General features: G+C 38.1%; 17 protein-coding genes and 1 pseudogene. 17 read left to right on the forward strand and 1 reads right to left on the reverse strand.

Annotated elements, in window-relative coordinates:
• Positions 1-137 precede the first annotated feature (137 nt).
• The gene (locus tag HB912_RS00405) at positions 138-1,286 is read left to right on the forward strand and encodes an ArgE/DapE family deacylase (RefSeq protein ID WP_185371715.1); all 1,149 of its coding nucleotides are present in this window, start codon (positions 138-140) and stop codon (positions 1,284-1,286) included.
• Positions 1,287-1,328: 42 nt separating this feature from the next.
• Here HB912_RS00405 and pbp4 read toward each other — a convergent pair whose 3' ends face one another.
• Positions 1,329-3,350 (reverse strand): penicillin-binding protein PBP4(5), encoded by a 2,022-nt coding sequence (gene pbp4 / locus HB912_RS00410; RefSeq protein ID WP_342354349.1) that lies wholly within the window; start codon positions 3,348-3,350, stop codon positions 1,329-1,331.
• A gap of 221 nt (positions 3,351-3,571) precedes the next feature.
• On the opposite strand from pbp4, the gene HB912_RS00415 reads away from it, so the two are divergent.
• The 16 genes and pseudogenes from HB912_RS00415 (at position 3,572) to HB912_RS00490 (ending at position 18,758) form a co-directional block, all read left to right on the forward strand.
• Positions 3,572-4,501, forward strand: a complete 930-nt coding sequence (locus HB912_RS00415; protein ID WP_185371716.1) for an LCP family protein — start codon at positions 3,572-3,574, stop codon at positions 4,499-4,501.
• Between the two features lie 166 nt (positions 4,502-4,667).
• Positions 4,668-5,585: a ribonucleoside hydrolase RihC gene (gene rihC / locus HB912_RS00420; protein WP_185371717.1), complete on the forward strand. Its 918-nt coding sequence runs from the start codon at positions 4,668-4,670 to the stop codon at positions 5,583-5,585.
• Between the two features lie 16 nt (positions 5,586-5,601).
• The gene (gene dcuC, locus HB912_RS00425; protein WP_185371718.1) at positions 5,602-6,963 is read left to right on the forward strand and encodes a C4-dicarboxylate transporter DcuC; all 1,362 of its coding nucleotides are present in this window, start codon (positions 5,602-5,604) and stop codon (positions 6,961-6,963) included.
• A gap of 61 nt (positions 6,964-7,024) precedes the next feature.
• The gene (gene dcuC / locus HB912_RS00430; protein ID WP_185371719.1) at positions 7,025-8,389 is read left to right on the forward strand and encodes a C4-dicarboxylate transporter DcuC; all 1,365 of its coding nucleotides are present in this window, start codon (positions 7,025-7,027) and stop codon (positions 8,387-8,389) included.
• Positions 8,390-8,403: 14 nt separating this feature from the next.
• Positions 8,404-9,303: a ribokinase gene (rbsK, locus tag HB912_RS00435; protein WP_185371720.1), complete on the forward strand. Its 900-nt coding sequence runs from the start codon at positions 8,404-8,406 to the stop codon at positions 9,301-9,303.
• Positions 9,300-9,818: a GNAT family N-acetyltransferase gene (locus HB912_RS00440; protein WP_185371721.1), complete on the forward strand. Its 519-nt coding sequence runs from the start codon at positions 9,300-9,302 to the stop codon at positions 9,816-9,818. The genes rbsK and HB912_RS00440 overlap by 4 nt, the downstream gene beginning before the upstream one ends.
• A 34-nt stretch (positions 9,819-9,852) precedes the next feature.
• Entirely contained in the window at positions 9,853-10,851 is a 999-nt protein-coding gene (locus HB912_RS00445) for a LacI family DNA-binding transcriptional regulator (protein ID WP_185371722.1), read from the forward strand.
• Between the two features lie 111 nt (positions 10,852-10,962).
• The gene (mscL, locus tag HB912_RS00450) at positions 10,963-11,358 is read left to right on the forward strand and encodes a large conductance mechanosensitive channel protein MscL (RefSeq protein WP_185371723.1); all 396 of its coding nucleotides are present in this window, start codon (positions 10,963-10,965) and stop codon (positions 11,356-11,358) included.
• A 161-nt stretch (positions 11,359-11,519) separates the two neighbouring features.
• Positions 11,520-11,891: a YxeA family protein gene (locus HB912_RS00455; RefSeq protein WP_185371724.1), complete on the forward strand. Its 372-nt coding sequence runs from the start codon at positions 11,520-11,522 to the stop codon at positions 11,889-11,891.
• A gap of 144 nt (positions 11,892-12,035) precedes the next feature.
• Complete coding sequence (locus HB912_RS00460) at positions 12,036-12,689, forward strand: HI_0552 family protein (RefSeq protein WP_185371725.1); 654 nt, start codon at positions 12,036-12,038, stop codon at positions 12,687-12,689.
• Between the two features lie 5 nt (positions 12,690-12,694).
• Positions 12,695-13,207, forward strand: coding sequence for a hypothetical protein (locus HB912_RS00465; protein ID WP_185371726.1), 513 nt, complete (start codon positions 12,695-12,697; stop codon positions 13,205-13,207).
• 606 nt (positions 13,208-13,813) lie between these two features.
• Positions 13,814-15,493: a DUF6044 family protein gene (locus tag HB912_RS00470; RefSeq protein WP_185371727.1), complete on the forward strand. Its 1,680-nt coding sequence runs from the start codon at positions 13,814-13,816 to the stop codon at positions 15,491-15,493.
• Positions 15,494-15,930: 437 nt separating this feature from the next.
• Positions 15,931-16,041, forward strand: a pseudogene (locus tag HB912_RS13385) (LPXTG cell wall anchor domain-containing protein); the annotation flags it as partial.
• Between the two features lie 167 nt (positions 16,042-16,208).
• Positions 16,209-16,739 (forward strand): hypothetical protein, encoded by a 531-nt coding sequence (locus tag HB912_RS00480; protein WP_185371728.1) that lies wholly within the window; start codon positions 16,209-16,211, stop codon positions 16,737-16,739.
• 440 nt (positions 16,740-17,179) lie between these two features.
• Positions 17,180-18,013 carry a hypothetical protein gene (locus HB912_RS00485; RefSeq protein WP_185371729.1) on the forward strand — a complete coding sequence of 278 codons (834 nt, stop codon included), beginning with the start codon at positions 17,180-17,182 and terminating at the stop codon, positions 18,011-18,013.
• Complete coding sequence (locus tag HB912_RS00490; protein ID WP_185371730.1) at positions 18,000-18,758, forward strand: hypothetical protein; 759 nt, start codon at positions 18,000-18,002, stop codon at positions 18,756-18,758. Before HB912_RS00485 ends, HB912_RS00490 begins: the two co-directional genes overlap by 14 nt.
• Positions 18,759-18,838: the final 80 nt, after the last annotated feature.

An 18,838-nucleotide genomic window follows, 5' to 3' on the forward strand; every position in this document is an offset into this window, starting at 1 on the left:
TAAACATTAAAATTCTAATCTGTTCTATTCATTTCGTTTTTCCAACGCATGTGTTTTCTAAAAATTCCATCTTATTCTTGTTTAAAACCCTTAAAACAGGGAAGTAGAAAGGAGACTAAAAGAAAGAAGGTAATCACATGGAACAACAAGAAAGATTGCAGATTCTAAAGGACATCATAAACATTAATTCAACGAATGGGAACGAAGAAGCAGTGGCCAACTATTTAGGGGAATTACTTTCAAGACACGGAATCGACTCGAAAAAAGTACAGTATGCGGAAAAGCGTGCGAGCTTAATCAGTGAAATTGGCGATGGCGGGAGCCGTGTACTGGGACTTTCTGGACACATGGATGTTGTGGATGCGGGAGACCCTTCAAAGTGGACTTATCCACCTTTTGAAGCGACGGAAAAAGACGGCAAGCTCTATGGTCGGGGCTCAACGGACATGAAATCGGGACTTGCGGCGATGGTGATCGCGATGATCGAACTAAAAGATGAAAAGAAAAACTTACCAGGAAAGGTAAAACTATTAGCCACTGTCGGAGAAGAAGTTGGAGAGCTAGGAGCAGAACAGCTTACATCGGAAGGTTATGCGGATGATCTGGATGCACTCGTTATCGGGGAACCAAGCGGTCCACGGATTTGGTATGCCCACAAAGGCTCGATGAATTACACGGTGACTTCTTACGGCAAGAATGCCCATAGTTCAATGCCTGAATTTGGTATCAACGCCATTGACAATTTAGCATTGTTTTACAATGAAGTTGAGAAATTTGTGGCATCCGTTAAAGAAACAAACCCACTCCTTGGGAACTTCACGCACAATGCCACAGTCATTTCTGGCGGGAACCAAGTGAACAGTATCCCGGAATTAGCGAAGATGCAAGGAAATATTCGAACGATACCAGAAGTAGATAATGATGAAATTAAAAATGTATTTGCGAAAATTGTAAACAAGTTAAATGCAGAAAAAGATGTGAAATTGGAACTTGTTTGGGATTACGATAAGCTTCCTGTATTTAGTGATAAAGATTCAGATATTGCGAAAATTGGCCAAGATGTCTATAAAAAACAAACAGGTCAAAGCATTGAATTAGTTACGTCGCCAGGGACAACCGACGCCGCAGAATTCATCAAAGCGAAAAAAGAGTTCCCAGTGATCATCTTCGGTCCTGGCATCATTGAAACTGCTCATCAAATTGATGAACATGTTTCTATCGAAAATTACACGGATATGATTGAAGTCTATAAGGAAATGATTACCCAATTCCTAGCTGAGAAATAAAACGAAAGAAGCGTTCAAACATGAGTTTGAACGCTTCTTTTTTTAAAAGGTTGCAATCACGTTTTTTAGGCGGTCAATGACAAGGCTGCTTCCACCACGGCCTTTCACATCTTCGACCATGCCAACAAGTAGCGCATCTGGATGGTCGGCATTGAAGGCATATAGAAAGCCATTTTCATCGCCATCTTCTCCTTGTTTTTGCTTCAATTCAGCGGTTCCTGTTTTTGCTGCGAGATTTTTTCCGCTGACAGCAAGGCCATGTGCCGTTCCATTTGGATCAGAAACCGTTTTAACGAGCGCTTCTTTCACAATATCCGCTGATTCTTTTTTCACCGCTTGCTCAGGATTTTTGACTTGTTGTGAAACGGTGAGTTTAGGATAGACGGTTTTACCACCATTGGCAATGGCTGAATAGGCAGCGGCTTGTTCAATCGGACTCATCAAGAGCTGTCCCTGGCCGTAAGCCGTATCCGCCAAGAGGATTTCAGATTTAAGCCCATCGTTCGAAATTTGGGCAGCCTTCATGTCAACCGGTAAGTGAGTGTATTTTTCACCAAAATTGAATTTCTTGAGTTCTGTTTCAAATCGCCGAGCACCAATCTCCAGTCCTTCTTGTGCAAAATAAATGTTATCCGAGTAAACGAGCGCATCAACCATATTTACGCTTGATTTATCATGAACGCGCGTCACGGAGTATTTGCCCCATGAAGCATCCTTTTGCCATTTTAAACCATCGATTTTTCGCACTTTATCCGGTTTAGTGACGCCAAGATCAAGACCGATGGCGGCTGTAATGGTTTTGAAAGTTGATCCTGGTGCGTAGCGTGCTGAATAACGTGCTAAAAATGGCATCCGCTCATCTTCACTATAGGTTTTGTAATCTTCTGCCCGAATTCCTGCAGCCATTTGATTTGCATCATAAGAAGGAGTGCTCACAAGAGCCAGCAGTTCCCCGTTTTGAGGATTGATCACTGAAGCGGCTCCTGGTTCTTTGGATAAGTCTGTATATATTTTTTGCTGTAAATTAGCGTCAATTGTGAGTTTAACAGTTTGTCCATCTTTGCGAGCCACTTTTTGCAAAGTAGTTTCATGTTTCGTGCGGTCATTTACGATTTTTATGATTCCACCGCTTTCCCCGCGTAAATCCTTATCATAGTAGCGCTCAAGTCCAGTTTTTCCAATCACATCACCCACTTTTAATTGGGGATTTTTTTTGATATCTTCAGCACTCACTTCGCCAACATAACCAAGCAAATGAGCCGAAGCTTGATTTAACGGATACGTACGTAAAACCTTCTGAGCGTAAGCAATCCCAATTAAGTCAGATTTCACACCATCAAAAACGGTTTTTAGAGGGACGAAGCTATCTTCTTTGACCCATTTTTGCTTTAGAGCCTCGTTGATTTCTTTAGCTGGAATATCAATTTCTTTGCTGATTGCCTCGATGCGTTTGTTTTTTTCAGCACCGCTCGTAAGAAGCTCAGGTACGACCCCAACTTCATAGAAATCGCCCATTGTTGCTAGTTTTTTTCCATTACGATCAACGATGTCTCCTCGCCTTGCTTCATCTGTTTCAAGGCGAACTTTGTCATCAGCAACCATGCCAGGGAAAATAAGTGCAGGTTTCCAATTGATTTTCCACTCATCATTGTCATTAGAAATCGTGGTTTTATATCGCTGCGTTTTTAGTTTCCCAAGGCTTGTTCGCATGGAAAGTTCGTAGCTAAGATTATAAATACGACTATTGGCACCGGGTTTAACTTTCAAATTTTTGACGGTAATATCTTGAACCCCGACACCGCCATAAACGGCTTGATATTTTTCTTGCAATTGCTTTTGGCTGAACTGAGACTCTTTTAGTGAATCCTTCGTGACATCTTCTGCAAGCTTATCATAGTGCCCTTTCTTTAAGTTTGTCGTAAACGATTCGGCTGTTCGCTCTGCCTTTTTATCTGCAGACTGGTTTAAGAAGATAAAGAAAAGTACAGCTACTACAATCAAAAGAATGATGATGACACCGAAAGCGATTTGCCAGCTTTTTCGTTTGTAAATTGGTTGTTTCACTTGATTTTCCTCCCTTTTTCTAAAAGCTAAATGGTTGGTCTGATTTATTTGAATAGTTCCTTCTTTACATTAATAATATAGCAGAATTCCGCATAGAATGATGTGTTTTTAAATTTCTTTAATAATTCTTATAAGTTTATTGTTCACCTTTTGATTTGTTTTAGTGTAAGATGTAAGGAGAAAATGCAAAGTTTTGTAAAAATGAGTCGAGGTGGAAAGTTATGGCACGTCATGCTGAGCGAAGAAAAGTGAGAAAAGGGCGGTTTTTTGGTACGATTTTGGTCTTGCTGCTCCTTCTTGTAGTGGTGTTTGGCGTAATCGGATTTTTTCAATATCAATCTAGCTTAAAAACAGCAGAAAAGGCCAGTCAAATGAAGAGTTTTGAATTTAACGGGGCAAAAACAGAAGGAAATGATATTAATGTGTTATTCATTGGTAGTGACTCACGTGGAGCAGATCAAGGGCGCTCTGACTCACTTATGATTGCGCATTATGATAAAAAAACGAAAAAGCCGAAACTGGTTTCATTGATGCGAGATACTTACGTAGATATTCCCGGACATGGGAAAAATAAAATTAATGCTGCTTACTCTTATGGTGGTCCAGAACTTGTTCGGCAAACAGTTGAGGAAAACTTTGGTGTGAAATGTAATTACTATGTGGTAACAAATTTTGATAGTTTTGCGAAAATCATTGATGTTCTTGCTCCAGATGGCATTGAAATTGATGCCGAGAAAGATATGTCGGAAAATATTGATGCGAATATCAAAGCCGGGAAGCAAAAAATGGATGGACATACGCTTTTACAATATGCTCGTTTCCGTCATGATGCAGAAGGCGACTTTGGACGTGTTCGTAGGCAACAACAAGTGCTTAGTGCGGTAAAAGAACAAGCCATCACGGCGACTAGCATTTTTAAAATGCCAAGTGTGCTTGGGACGGTTCAAGGTTATACATCGACGGATTTACCAACGTCACTTGTTTTAAAAACAGGAACAGATTTTGTATTAGGGCGTACAGATGACCTGAAAACACTTACGGTTCCAGTGAAAGGAACGTGGGAAAATCAACGAATCGCTGGGGCTGGATCGGTTCTGCGCATTAATATTAGTGCAAACCAAAAAGCTATCCAAGATTTTTTTGATGAATAAAAGAAATAAACCGCTTTTCTTGTTAGAGAAAGGCGGTTTATTTCTGCCGTTAAAAATTTTTTCTAAAAAAACTCTTGTTTAATTAAACGTTTAATGCTATTATTTTCTTTGAAGAATGCGCTTTCTTTTTAGTTATTAAATTAAACGTTTAACTGGAGGTAAGAAAATGCGAAGAATACCTTTGATCATTGACACAGATCCCGGAATTGACGATGCAGTTGCGATTTCTTTTGCCATGTTTCACCCTGAAATTGATTTGAGATTGATTACAACTGTTGCAGGAAATGTAAGCGTTGACAAAACGACGGATAGTGCGCTGAAATTAGTAGAGTTTTTTGATGTCGATATTCCCGTTGCAAGGGGATGTTCTGAACCGCTTTTAAAACCGCTTGAAGACAGTAGTGAAATTCACGGGGAATCTGGTATGGGTGGTTTTCATTTTGAAAAACCAAGTCGAACGGTTCTTCCGGTTCATGCAGTAGAGGCTTTACGAGAAGAACTAGTTAAAAGTGAGGAGCCTGTCACATTAATGCCAATTGCCGCTTTAACAAATATTGCTTTACTTTTTAAACTTTATCCAGAAACCAAGGAGAAAGTGAAAGAAATCGTGTTAATGGGTGGGAGCCTAAGTCGCGGGAACACAACAACGGCTGCGGAATTCAATATTTTCACAGACCCAGAAGCAGCTGCAATCATATTCGAGTCAGGTGTGAAACTAACGATGATCGGGCTCGATGTTACAAGTCGAGCAGTCTTGATGCAAAAAGAAGTCAAGCAGATTGAGACAATGAACCGAGCGGGAGAGATGTTTGCTGCACTTTTTTCACATTACCGCGGAGGCAGTATGAAAACTGGGCTTAAAATGCACGATGTGTGCGCCCTTGCTGCGATTGTGGAACCAGAGCTGTTCGATTTTGCAGATACACATGTTGAAATTGAAACAGGCAAAGGCTCAGCAAATGGCGCAACGGTAGCAGACTTGAAAATGAAATATCACACAGAGACTAATGCGACTGTTGCACTTGATGTGCATGTAGAAAAATTTAGAGGATGGTTTCTTGAAATGCTTGAACAAACAAAATAAAGGGGGCTTCTAGAAAGTGATTGAGATTATTCTTGCAGTCATTGTCATTGCGCTTGTTTTTTATTTGATCGTGAAAAACTATCAGCCGGCACTTGTACTTCTTTCAGCTGGACTCGTTCTATTTTTACTAGCTTTTATCCTTGGTAAACCGATTTTAGGGAGCGGGGACACGACAGGATTTGCCTTTTTAGATATTTTTAAACAGCTTGAGTTAACTTTCATCGACCAACTAAGTGTCGTTGGGATTACAATTATGACGCTGTTTGGATTTGCTTCTTATATGAACTATTTAGGAGCGAATGATGTTGCCGTTAGCATGATAACAAAGCCACTTGGGAAAATCAAAGCGAAATACGTACTTGTTCCCGTCGTCTTTATTATCGGAAACATCTTAAGTTTGTTTGTCCCAAGTGCTTCAAGTTTAGCCGTCATTTTGATGGCGATTCTTTACCCCGTTTTGAAAAAAGTAGGCTTAAGTGCTCTTACAGCCGGCGGGGTGATTGCAACAGTTGCGACGATCATGCCAACGCCGCTTGGGGCAGATAATGTCATTGCCGCTAAGACGCTTGGCTACAATTTGTTTGACTATGTTTTCTTGAATCATGCAATCATCTCTATTCCGACACTCGTTGTGATGGCAGTTGCCCATTATTTCTGGCAAAAATATATGGATAAACGTCAAGGCGAAAAGGCTTATGTGTATATTGATGAATCGAAAGTGGAGCAGGAAGAAAAAGAACTTCCACCCAAATATTATGCAATCTTGCCAATGTTGCCACTTCTTTTCATTGTCATTATTGGAATTTTCTTCCGTGATATTAAAGCGGATGTTGTCGTACTCACATTTATTTCGTTTTTCATTGCTTTAATTATTGAATTTATACGCAAAAGAAAGCTCAAAGATGTGCTCAATCAATCCTTTGAATTCTTTAAGGGAATGGGGCAAGGTTTCACGCAGGTTGTCGTACTTGTAGTTGGTGGTGTATTATTTGCTAAGGGAATGCAAACGATCGGCGTAATTGATATGCTGACACAATCTGTCCAACACGTGCAAAGTGCGGGAACAATCTTAACATTCATCTTTAGCGGTGCCACTTTCTTACTTGGTCTTGTAAGTGGGGGCGGACTTGCGATGTTTTATGCAACGATTGAACTCATTCCGCATATTGCTGCAAGTGCGCACATTGATGGGATTTTACTTGCGCTACCAATGCAACTGATTGCGAACTTAGTCCGCTCGATTTCACCAGTAGCTGCAGTGATCATGGTGGTTGCAAGTGTGATGAAAGTCAACCCAATCGAAGTAGTAAAACGGACAAGTGTGCCAGTCATTATCGGCATTATTATGGTTATCGGACTTTCCCTTATTATCTTATAACGAAGGGAATAGAGGCGAATGAACAGAATCAAGCAAGAAAAAGGGTACGAGGATATCGCATATGATTGAGTTAATTTCTACAGTTGTCATTGTTGCGATGGCTTTTTACTTGATTGTGAAGAAATATCAGCCGGCACTTGTGCTACTTTTAGCCGGACTCATTTTGTTTTTCATTGCACTGTTACTTGGAAATCCGATTTTAGAACCAAAAGAAGCAACGGGTTTAGGCTTCTTAGATGTTTTTAAGCAACTTGAATTAACATTTGTTGATCAGCTTAGCGTGGTGGGCATCACGATTATGACTTTGTTTGGCTATGCGTCTTACATGAATCACTTAGGCGCAACCGATATTGTAGTGGGAATTTTAACTAAGCCGCTTTCAAGAATCCGGGCCAAATATTTATTAATACCGATTGTATTTCTCGTTGGGAATTTGCTTTGTTTGTTTATTCCAAGTTCATCGAGTTTAGCGGTGATTTTGATGGCTGTCCTTTATCCTGTTCTAAGAAAAGTGGGATTAAGTCCGCTCACGATCGGCGGAGTGATTGCAACTGTTGCAACGGTCGTACCAACGCCGCTCGGAGCGGATAATGTGATTGCGTCAAAAACACTTGGGATTTCGCTTTTTGACTACGTTTTCCTTAATCACGCCCTTATTTCAATCCCAACAATCCTTGTGATGGCGGTTGCGCATTATTTCTGGCAACGCTATATGGATAAACGTCAGGCGGAAAAAGCGTTCCTAGTTCAGGAAGAAATACATAATCAGCAGGAAACGAAGAAAATACTTCCCCCTAAATATTATGGAATCTTGCCGTTACTTCCACTCATTTTTATTGTCATTGCTGGCTTGTTTTTCCGTGATATTAAAGTAGAAGTAGTGATTCTGACTTTCCTTTCCTTCTTCATTGTGTTTGTAATTGAAACCCTTCGAAAACAAAATTTAAAACAAGTTTTTGATGGCTCCTTTGAATTTTTCAAGGGAATGGGGCAAGGCTTTACACAAGTTGTGATTATTGTCATCGGGGGTGTCTTTTTCGCCAAAGGCTTGCAAGCACTAGGCGTAATTGAGATGTTGATGCACTCCGTTCAAAATGTTCACAGTGCGGGAACCATCTTAACGCTGTTTTTCAGCGGCATCACATTCCTGTTTGGGCTTGTAAGTGGTGGGGGAACGCCGCTTTTCTATGCCACCATTCCACTTATTCCAGATATCGCAGCAAGTGCACATGTTGACGCGATTCAACTAGCCTTGCCGATGCAACTTGTAGCACATTTGACACGCTCAATGTCGCCAGTTGCAGGAGTCATCATGATTGTAGCAGGCGTTATGCAAGTATCGCCCATTGAAATTGTCAAACGAACGAGCATCCCGATTTTAGCTGGGATAGTGACAGTCATTGTGTTATCATTAGTGATTTTGTAAGTGAGGAGATAAAAATGAATCAAATTTGTGTAGTGGGAAGCCTAAATGTCGATACAACGATGACCTTTAAAGCACTTCCTCAAGTGGGCGAAACAATTGCCGGAAAGACCATCAAACATTCTGCTGGTGGTAAAGGCTTTAATCAAGCAGTCACGGCGAGCCGGCTTGGCAGTAAGGTAAGCTTTGTCGGGGCGATTGGACGTGATGAGCGTGGTGAGTTTTTACAGGCGATTCTCACCGAAGAAGAAATTGACCAAGAAAAAATTGCTGTCATGGATGATGAAACAGGGCAGGCTTTTGTTGCCGTAGATGAAGCAGGGAAAAATATGATTTTGATGTATGGCGGTGCGAATGAAAAAGTGACGCGAGAACTCGTTTGTGCGGCGGAAGCGAAAATTGCTGCAAGTGACATTGTGATCTCGCAGTTTGAAATCCCGGAAGAAGCCGTGCTAGAAGCTTTTCGGATCGCGAAAAAAGAAAAGAAAACGACGATTTTAAACCCTGCTCCTGGAAAAACCTGCAGTGAGGACTTACTCGCTCTAACCGACTACTTGATTCCAAATGAAACAGAGCTCGAACTTGTGACCGGTAAAACACTTCAAAATCAAACAGAACGGATTCAGGCAGCTAGAAAATTGCTTCAACTAGTTCAAAAAGCCGTCATTGTTACGCTTGGCGATGCAGGCTCACTCTTAGTCTCGGCGGAAAGCGAAATGCTAGTTCCCGCTAAAAAAGTAAAAGCTGTGGATACAACGGCCGCAGGCGATAGCTTTATTGGCACTTTTGCACACTGCATTCAAACGCAGACAGCAGAAGAAGCGATTCAAAAAGCAACAGAACTCGCGGCGATGGTTGTAGCGCGCGAAGGAGCCTACACTTCGATTCCAACAAAGCAGGAGTTAAAAGAACAATGATTCGCCGCATCGAACATCGAGAATTCCAGCAGGCGGAAAAGCTGCTTGTAGAGGTGAAGGAAAGCTTAAATGCGCACCAGTGGAACCGAGATTATCCTTCCAAGATGGTGCTTCAAAGCGACCTTGAAACTGGCAGTTTGTTCGGATGGTTTGAAGCTGAAAGGTTGTTCGCGATGGTAACGCTCACGAAACAGCAAACGGGTACTGTGAAGCAGTTTAACTGGCAAGAAGCAAAATCCCCTGTTTTCATCCAAAGAGTCATGACTTCACCGCTAAAACGCGGGCAAGGGCTTGCGCTTAGGTTGCTAAAGTTTGCTGAGGACGAAGCAATGGCGGCTCAATGTGACGCGCTTTGTAGTGTGACGGGTGTGAACAACAAGGCGATGCGACATCTGTTTGATAAACGAGGATTTAAAAAAGTAGCGGCAGGCTCTGTTCCAGAACGCTATCCCTATCATGAATTTTTGGCTTTTCAAAAGGAAATTGGCGGCCCGTGTGGAATTTTGCTAGAATAGAAGGAGATAGGGAATCTACGGGGAGTGGATCGATTTGGCGAGTACGATAAAAGACGTGGCGAAAGAAGCCGGCGTTTCCATTGCGACTGTTTCAATGGTCATTAACAATAAGGCAGATCACATCACAATGAAAACGAAGAAAAAAGTTTTTGATGCGATTGCAAAACTAGATTATAAGCCGAATTTAACGGCAAGAAGTTTAGTTTCGGCAAAAAGTTTTACAGTAGGCTTGTTAGTTCCAGATATCACGAATCCATTTTTTGCAGAACTTGCGAAAGCATTTGAAAAAGAGTTGAGCAAAGAAGGCTATATGACGCTTTTGTGTAGCTCTTTTGAAGAAAGTGAGCGAGAAAAGCAGTACCTGAGCGAGCTCATTTCGCGTGGTGTCGATGGCGTAGTAATTTGCAGCTTGACGAGCATGGAAACACAAATTTTGGATGCGCTCAAACAAGCGAAAATTCCTTATTTGATTCTCGACAATCGTTATTCACTCGAGCAATTTTCCGTTCACGTGGATGATTATAAAGGCGGGGCCCTTGCGGCTAGCGAACTGCTTGCAAATGGTCACCGCACGACGGCCTTTATCGGTAGCAAAACCTCTTACGTCAATATCGCCAACCGTTTGCAAGGTTTTCAAAATGAAATCGAGCGTGCAGGCGGAGCCGTGTTGACGTTTAAAACCGATCTTACAAGAAGCGGCGGGGAAACGATTTCAGAAGAACTATTTTCGTCTGAGGCGACAGCCGTGTTTTGCAGTAACGATCTTATTGCCGTTGGCCTGTATGATGCCGCGAATAAGCGTAACCTGGCTTTACCAGATGAACTTTCTGTCATTGGTTTTGATGATATTAGCTTCTCGGATATTGTTAAGCCACGCCTCACGACAATTAAACAGCCGGTTCAGTTGCTCGCAGAAAAAGCCGTTCAGCATTTACTTTTGATGAAAAAAGATCCTGACTATCATTTTTATAAAGAACTTATTCCCGTTTCACTTGTGAAACGGGAAAGCGTCACAAAGCCAGCTCACATGTGAGCTGGCTTTTAACATGCAAAAGGTATGACAAATCTAAAGAAAAATAGTATGATAAAACATGTTTCGATTTCATGATTTTGAGGAATCTAGCAAAGGAGAGGGAGGATCGAGATGAAAAAGTTTGTTCAGGAATTTAAAGAGTTTGCTTTAAAAGGCAATGTGATTGATTTAGCCATCGGGGTTGTTATCGGGGCAGCATTTGGGAAAATCGTTTCCTCACTAGTCGATAATATCATCATGCCGCTTGTTGGTATGGTTCTCGGCGGTCTTGATTTCACAGAGCTTTCCGTGAAAATTGGAGATGCGACACTCAAATACGGATTATTTATCCAATCGATTGTTGATTTCTTAATTGTAGCGCTTGCATTATTTGTTTTCATCAAAGTACTTTTAAGCTTATCACGACGAAGAAATACCGAAGAGGAAGAAGCTGAGCCAGAAGTTACGCCATCTGAAGAGTATCTAAAAGAAATTCGTGATTTACTACAAGAAAAGAAAGAAAACTAAATTACATAGTTTTGGCTGAACCGTCTGTTTGGACGGTTTTTTTGTAATAATTTTTACGACTAGAGCCGTAGACTCCTCTCTTGCTTCTGACGGATGGAAAGAGCTCTTTTTTTCGTTATAGTAGAAAGACGGGAAACGAGTGAAAGGATGGTCGTTTTTGAATGAAAAAATTAATAGGCTGGATTTTAGGATTTGTTGTGATTGTAGGACTTGCTTTAGGAGGAGCGAAACTTATGACTGCCAATCAATCGGGGGAGATGGCAGGAATTATAGATCGCTTCAATCCACTCGTAAAGGAAGAAGCCGTTTATGTAAAAACTAGCAAACCTGTCAATGTAGATGAACACGGGAATGCAAATTATAAATTGACTGCTGTGAATCAAGATGGAAAAACAAGAACGATTGAATTTATGGCGATGGGTGAACTCAAGCAGGACCGCTTTTTAAAACTAAGTTCAAAAGGAGCTTACGTGGAAACTTATGAAGAAGTGCCGCGTGAAAAATTGCCAGATAAGGCGATGGAAAAGCTTTAATCAAGAAACGGCAAAACGCGCAGAGAAAGCCGAGTTAGACGAAGCTTTCTCTGCTTTTTTATGGGGAAATTGGCTTTTTTCACTTGGCGGCGGTATAATTTATTCAAATAAGTAACCATTATTAAACCAAAAGAAGGAAATCCCATGAAATTAACGGCTTCAGATTTTGATGCGCTTTATTTACCTGAAAAGCAGTTCCGTAAATTGAAAGAAATTTATACGGAAGAAGAAATAGATATTCTAAAAAAAGAGCGGAAAAGGCTCTGGCAAGAATGGCGAGAACTCGTGCTGGCGATATACAAAGGATTACCGGCAAACTCCGAATTGGCGAAGCCTTATATTGAAAGTTGGACAAATGGCTGGCAAATGAAAGGGCACTTTTTTGCAACATTTCGTTTCATTAATTGGGAGCAAAATGCAACGTGTATCAGTTTGCTATGGAATGCGAAATATTTGAAAGTAGGCCTTGAATGGCAAGCGTATAAGGCGAAAAGTTCACTACTTGATGTATCCTTACATAACCATTATTTACTATCGCTACTTCCAGAAATAAAAAAGGTGAATCATTATAGCGTTTGGACGTCTGCAAAAGAAGAGTTTACCCCGTTTCTACTGCTTACGGATTTTCAGGCAGGTGTTAAAAAAGAAATTTTAAGTGAGCTTGATAACAAGAATGGGCTTGGGGTAGGAGTCATTTTTGAAAAACGCGATTTAATGAATCCAGTAGAAACTTTCTTACCTTTGATTTCTGAATTAGAATTCCTTTATTCAAAAATGAAGCATGTATTTGAGGGGTGATTTTTGTGAATAATCAAGTTGCGGATATTAGCATTCTACTTTTAATTCTTTCTTTGGTGGGTTCGCTTTTCTCCCTCGCTTTTTTAAGTCAAACTTGGGGGATTGTTTTGTTGATTGTCGGGATCCTTGTATTTATCGCTTCGATCGTGAGTTTGATTTTCTATCAAAAGCAGGCGAAAAAAGCAGCAGATAAGCTGACGTCGAAAGTAAATGCCAAGCTAAAGTGGTGGAAAACGGGTACTCAAGAAGGGAAGGCTCTTTTATTTGTGGTCATTCAGTTAGAGAAGAATGGAAATACGTATGAAAAATACTATACCGCTTCTAGTGGAACGGCTGGATTGGCAGAATTAACACTTTTTTTGGAAAAACATCCATTTGACTCGGAAATAGAAATTGAGATAAATGATAAAAACTTGTCATCTATTCGGATTCCTGAATTAAATCTTGTCATGAGTGACTCAGGAAAAGAACTAGTCAAACAGATGTATTCTAAATGGAAAACTAAAGAGAAATTTTAAATGATGGAATACTTTTGTAAATTAGAAAATGGGGCTTGCTAATACCTTATTAATCTATAAGTGAATTTGCTTACTACATATATACATGAAATAGGTTTCAATTGATTAAAGAAATTTTGCAAAATCAAAAATAATTATCCTTTCAAGCTTGGCTAGGATAAATTTGAATTTATTTTTAAGCAAGCGTGCTTTAATTAGGAGACTAATCGAAACTGCTCTATCAGGGGTAATAAGTTAGTGGAGCTTGATAAAATAGAACGTCGGATACTTCATGGTAAACTAGTGTTTTTTGTAGAATAATATACAAACGTTTTGGAGCACTATATCTGTAGTGTTCTTTTTTAGGTTATGTTATAGTAAAATGGTTTCCAATTTATTGATGATAGGCAAGGGGGAATTGGTTTTATTTTTTTCTTTTGTGGAAATGCAAGAAGCCTTTTATATGGGCTATAAACGGGTGTTTAAATAGAGAAAAATAGGTCATTTAAAAAGAACAAGCCGTAGCCATTTAATGAAAAGGGCATAAAAGGGACGGGTCTAATAAAAAATTTTCTAAACAAGTTTAAGCAACATGTTCAAATTCTCACGGGCATCGGAGGAAAAGCAATGATGAAAAAACATAAATGGCTTTTTATTGCCATTCTATTATTGATGATTTATGTGGCACCCCTATTTATATTGGGTGGAAATAGTCATGTGAGGATTCATGATAATCTAGATTCTAATGTTACTTGGTACAAAATGGTTTTAAACAGCGGAGAATACACTGCAAAAGTGGGTACAGCAACTATTGATCAAATAATGGGAGGAAGCGTTTCAAGAGACGTTTTTGATTCGGAATTTGTTGGTATTGATTGGCTCTATTTATTTTTCAGTACACCCATTGCTTTTGCGATAAGTCAATTGATTACTCGTGTGTTTGCTTTTCTAGGACTATTCTTATGGGCAAGAGATTATTTAATAAAGGATAAAAAATATATTGCTCCGTTATATTTTATATCCCTTGCTTTTGCACTAACCCCTTACTGGCCATCTGGAATGCTTAGTACATTAGGGATGCCTCTTGCTTTATGGGCATTTTTAAATATTAGAAATCACAAGCGAAGCATTTGGAATATAGTGATTTTAACCTTATTTCCGTTTTATTCTAGTTTAATCTTAGGTTTTTGTTTCTTCTTAGTGATGGTTGGATTTATTTGGCTTTTTGACCTCTTTAAGAAAAAACAAGTGAATATCCGTTTCCTACTTAGCATCTTGTACATGGGGATCCTTTATATGGGTGTGAATTATCGTTTTATTCATATGCTATTTTTTAATCCTGAACCGGATTCAAGAAGTGACTTTGGACTCAACCATTTAAGTGTAGGCCGTTCGATTAAACTTAGCTTGAAGAATTTTGTGAATGGCCATACACATGATCAATCGCTTGCTGGTTTTGTTATTTTACCAACTATCCTTTTCGTTTTCATTCTTATTCTTCTTCGTAGAGAATGGAAAAAAGAAAAGCTGTTTTTATGGATGTTCATTTTCACATTATTTTTATCTTTTTGGTATGGATTTTGGTGGTTCGACGGATGGAATCCCATTAAAGAGCATGTCCAAATAATTCGAACCTTTAACTTTTCGAGGTTTCACTTTTTACAGCCTTTCTTGTTCTATGGCCTTTTTGCTCTAGCTGTTGTTTACTTATTAAAAATGGGTGTTTGGTGGAAAAAACTTGCTTATGTTGTAATAGCGTTACAACTCCTTGTTGTTTTTTCTTATAACCCTGAGCTCTACTATCATTACCGAGTGGGTGCACCAAGTATTAATCAGTTTTATGCAACAGAACAATTTGAGGCGATTAAAAAGTACATTGGCAAACCTCAATCTAGTTATCGAGTGGGAAGCATTGGCTTACATCCATCTATTTCCCAAGAAAATGGTTTTTATACGGTTGATGGCTATGTTAATTCTTATCCACTGACCTACAAGCGAGAATTTCGGAAAATCATTGCTGGGGAGCTTGAGAAGAGTCATACGCTTGAAGACTATTATGATAATTGGGGAAATCGGTGTTATTTATTCTCAGCGGAACTTGGGAAAAATTATGCTTTTGGTAAAACTTCTAAAAAGCATATTGAGCACTTGGATTTCAATTTAAAGGCATTTCGATCACTCGGAGGAGAGTACATATTATCAGCTGTACCTATTGATAATGCATCGGAACAAAACTTGAAATTTGAGAAAGCCTTCAATAATAAACAATCTTATTGGAAAATTTATCTCTACAAAGTAACTTCTTAAATAGTTATCTCAATGCTGATTATACTCATTCTTTCGTTTTTAAATAATCTTGTGGAACATGAAGTAAAAAGAACGGATTAAATTTAGCCTTTGTAATACCAAAAGTCTTTTGTTATAATGTGACCTATAAAATACATTTCAAGGGTGTATGACTTACTTAAAATTGTTCAATTTAAAAAGTTATTGGAGCATATCAGTTTTACGGATCTTTGATAAGTCCATTAATTATCTTGCTTCTAGTAGTATCAGGAGTATTTTATGTGAGAATAAATAGAATTTATCAGATAAAAAGAGCATCTCTTATAGATGCTCTTTTTTATTTTATTAAGTAAAACGATTCTCCCGTTCCCCATATAAAAGAGTCCCAGACAAATGTGAGAATAATCGTGCTAATTCTGTGTCATATCCTTCATGGCTAAGTTCAAAAAACTGGAGATCAGACAGCAGAAAACAGCTTACTGATTGGATTAGGCGCAGCCTTCATTCTATTAGGCGGTTATGTATTTCGTCGTACAAAAAAAGAGAAAAAATGTGGGATGATTAAATAACAAGCAATGTGAGATAGAAAGGGATAATCGGATACGGATATCCCTTTCATATCTACAGATAAGGCTTTTTATAAATGTTATATGAAAAATATATAAAACAAATAATGATAGTTTTATTAAATATATATGTATACTATAAGATATACAGGAAAAGTGGATTTCCTTATTTGAATCAGTTTAACTTTAGACTAATGACTTTTTTATTATTAGAAATTAGTGTCACAGGATATAGTAGTATTACAATAATTGGATCACTTAATAAGTATAGTCCGATATTAGTGGAAATCATTCTTATTTTATATTATTTAATTGTATATAAATTAGTGAAAGTAATTATTGATACACAAATATATGAGGAACTCAACGAGAAGTATGGCGCACAATATCATATGAAAAAATGGAGACAGATGTTAAGTCGCTTTCCGATTGTTCTTTTAATAATAATAATTGTTGTTGCGCAAGGCTATCGGGTAAGTAAATCCTATTTTATTTTTACACATACGGATAGTCCTTTATCATTAGTGTATTCGACGATTGGTGATTTAGGAGTTGTATTACTAGCACTTGGCATATCTCTACTACCTACTATCTTTTTTAATAGCGAAATTTTTGTTAGGGGAATTTTATTAAAAAATCATGCTGAACAGTTTCGAGAAAAATACGAGATTATGAGAACAAAATGGTATGGAGAAAAATAGCAAGTTGAAAAGTCTATATTGACCATGACTAATATAGATTTCCTTGGAGAAAGAGGGCACGAAATGGAGACTCTTTTGGAGTTACTGGCGGATTTGTGAGCTGTTTTGGACAAGGCGGGTTATCAGATGTTTCCTTTTTAAATAAAACTCCTTCCATAAAAGATGGTTTGAAATGGATAGATGAAAAACATACGTTTATAACTGAAAGTGATAAAAAGATATGGATGGAAAAACAATATAAATTTTATGATAAAAGAAAAAACGTTTAAATGAAGGCAATACTGCTAAAATTAAAGAAGATTGGTTTGGAGAACTGAAAGATCGCGTTGAAATAGGTGGTTTTAATAACGGCTTCCTAAATAATAATAGTGAGTATATTTAGTTAGAATATAAATTATTATTTAACGGGAGTTATATGGAATGAAATTTTGGGGTGCAAAATGAAGAAAGATAAAGAATTTTTATCGTCTATTTCCTTGGAAGAAGCAGATGGCTCTCTTAAAATGAAAGATATCTATCAAGTTATGAACGGTGAAAAGAAACAAAGTTTTCCCGTTGAAATGAAAAAAATAATTATTTTATTAGTAGGATTGGTTTTTCCAGTTTTAATGACTTTTAGTTTTGCCTTAGATATGACTAAAACCAGTTCAATATTTTCTAATAGTATTGTGATTGTAGCAGAAGTTCTTATTATAATTTTGATGTGCTACCAATTTTTTAAAGTTTACCCTCCCTTTCTGAAAAATTATGGATACAAAGCTTATTGTTATTCGATAGCTAAACTAGCATATATATCCTATTTTTCGGTAGGATTAGGAATAACAAAAGGAAATTATATCATAAATTTTTTAGTGTTTTTGATGGCGATATTAGTTTTTATATATCTTTATTATAAGGTTGAACAGAACATGGTTCTAGACGAAATTAATAAAACCTTTGGCCAAAATTTTAAAGTCTCAAAAATATTGACTGTCATGTTAAAGTTTTCTGGGCTTTCTGTAGTAATTGCCCTAGTAGTTATGCAATTTTATAGAATAAATAAGTCTTGGATTATGAATATGACAAATATGAGTGGTGGTAGTTCTAGTAGTTTAATGGATGATGTGATAGGTGTCGTTTTTGGGATACCATTGCTACTAGTTATTACTTTGATTCCGACATTTTTCCTTTTCAAAGCAAATCTTTTCGTTCGTGGACAAGTGATTAAGAAATACCCAGAAGAATTTCGGAAGAAAACTAATTTTACCGAGGAAGAATGGTATGGAGAAAAATAATGTAAGTTATGAAGAGGCAAAAGATAGAACAAGTGAGCAGGAAATACTACAACTTCAAGCAACAAAAGAGAAGACATCTTCATCTGTTGGAAAGATAATAGGAAGTGCATTGTTTGCTTTATTGTTAAGCTTACCAGCAACCAACTATTATGCGATATACGCAGTTATTGCTTTTATCATTTTGTGTATTTTGTCAATTAGATATATAGCTTTAAAACCTATCTTCAAAGTATTAAATTACAACATGATTCTGTTTTTAGTGTGGCAGACTGATGCAATCTTTTTTTTAATTGTTTTTTTACGCGTGAAAGCGGATAGTTATCATCTCATTCCTTTATTCTATATTCTTTTGGCTTATGGTCTCTCCTTTTTACTTATACGATCTCGGATAAGAGCGTACTTAAGGGAGTCTTTCCAAAACACATCTAAGAATAAGAAAAGTGTATTTTCAAAAACAATTACTCGGTTATTAGGTGCTTTTTTAGCTATTGTAGTGTTAGCTCTCCTATTCTATCGAGGGAACAAATGGTGGCTTATGAATATGAATACAAGTGTTGATGACCCCAGTTTTTTAGTCTATGCGATTTGGGGAGTTGGCTTGTTGGTTTTGTTGTTTGGCTTTACGTTATTACCCACTTTAATTTTTTTACCTTCTCAGTATGTAAAAGCTCGACTAACTAAAAAATACTCTGAAGAATATCGAAATGAATATGGCTTTACGGAAAAAGAATGGTACGGAGAATAGTGGTAGTACGAATTTTAACCCTAGAACTCAATATGAGCCAAAATCAAATAAGCATGGAGTAGGAACGAATAATGCTCCTT

Origin of the sequence: Listeria aquatica (assembly GCF_014223975.1) — a bacterium.
GTDB classification, from domain to species: domain Bacteria; phylum Bacillota; class Bacilli; order Lactobacillales; family Listeriaceae; genus Listeria; species Listeria aquatica.

Coding starts and splice junctions, on each gene's coding strand:
- HB912_RS00405 (WP_185371715.1), top strand. CDS start 138: ATGGAACAACAAGAAAGATTGCAGATTCTAAAGGACATCATAAACATT.
- HB912_RS00415 (WP_185371716.1), top strand. CDS start 3,572: ATGGCACGTCATGCTGAGCGAAGAAAAGTGAGAAAAGGGCGGTTTTTT.
- rihC (WP_185371717.1), top strand. CDS start 4,668: ATGCGAAGAATACCTTTGATCATTGACACAGATCCCGGAATTGACGAT.
- dcuC (WP_185371719.1), top strand. CDS start 7,025: ATGATTGAGTTAATTTCTACAGTTGTCATTGTTGCGATGGCTTTTTAC.
- rbsK (WP_185371720.1), top strand. CDS start 8,404: ATGAATCAAATTTGTGTAGTGGGAAGCCTAAATGTCGATACAACGATG.
- HB912_RS00440 (WP_185371721.1), top strand. CDS start 9,300: ATGATTCGCCGCATCGAACATCGAGAATTCCAGCAGGCGGAAAAGCTG.
- mscL (WP_185371723.1), top strand. CDS start 10,963: ATGAAAAAGTTTGTTCAGGAATTTAAAGAGTTTGCTTTAAAAGGCAAT.
- HB912_RS00455 (WP_185371724.1), top strand. CDS start 11,520: ATGAAAAAATTAATAGGCTGGATTTTAGGATTTGTTGTGATTGTAGGA.
- HB912_RS00460 (WP_185371725.1), top strand. CDS start 12,036: ATGAAATTAACGGCTTCAGATTTTGATGCGCTTTATTTACCTGAAAAG.
- HB912_RS00470 (WP_185371727.1), top strand. CDS start 13,814: ATGATGAAAAAACATAAATGGCTTTTTATTGCCATTCTATTATTGATG.
- HB912_RS00485 (WP_185371729.1), top strand. CDS start 17,180: ATGAAGAAAGATAAAGAATTTTTATCGTCTATTTCCTTGGAAGAAGCA.
- HB912_RS00490 (WP_185371730.1), top strand. CDS start 18,000: ATGGAGAAAAATAATGTAAGTTATGAAGAGGCAAAAGATAGAACAAGT.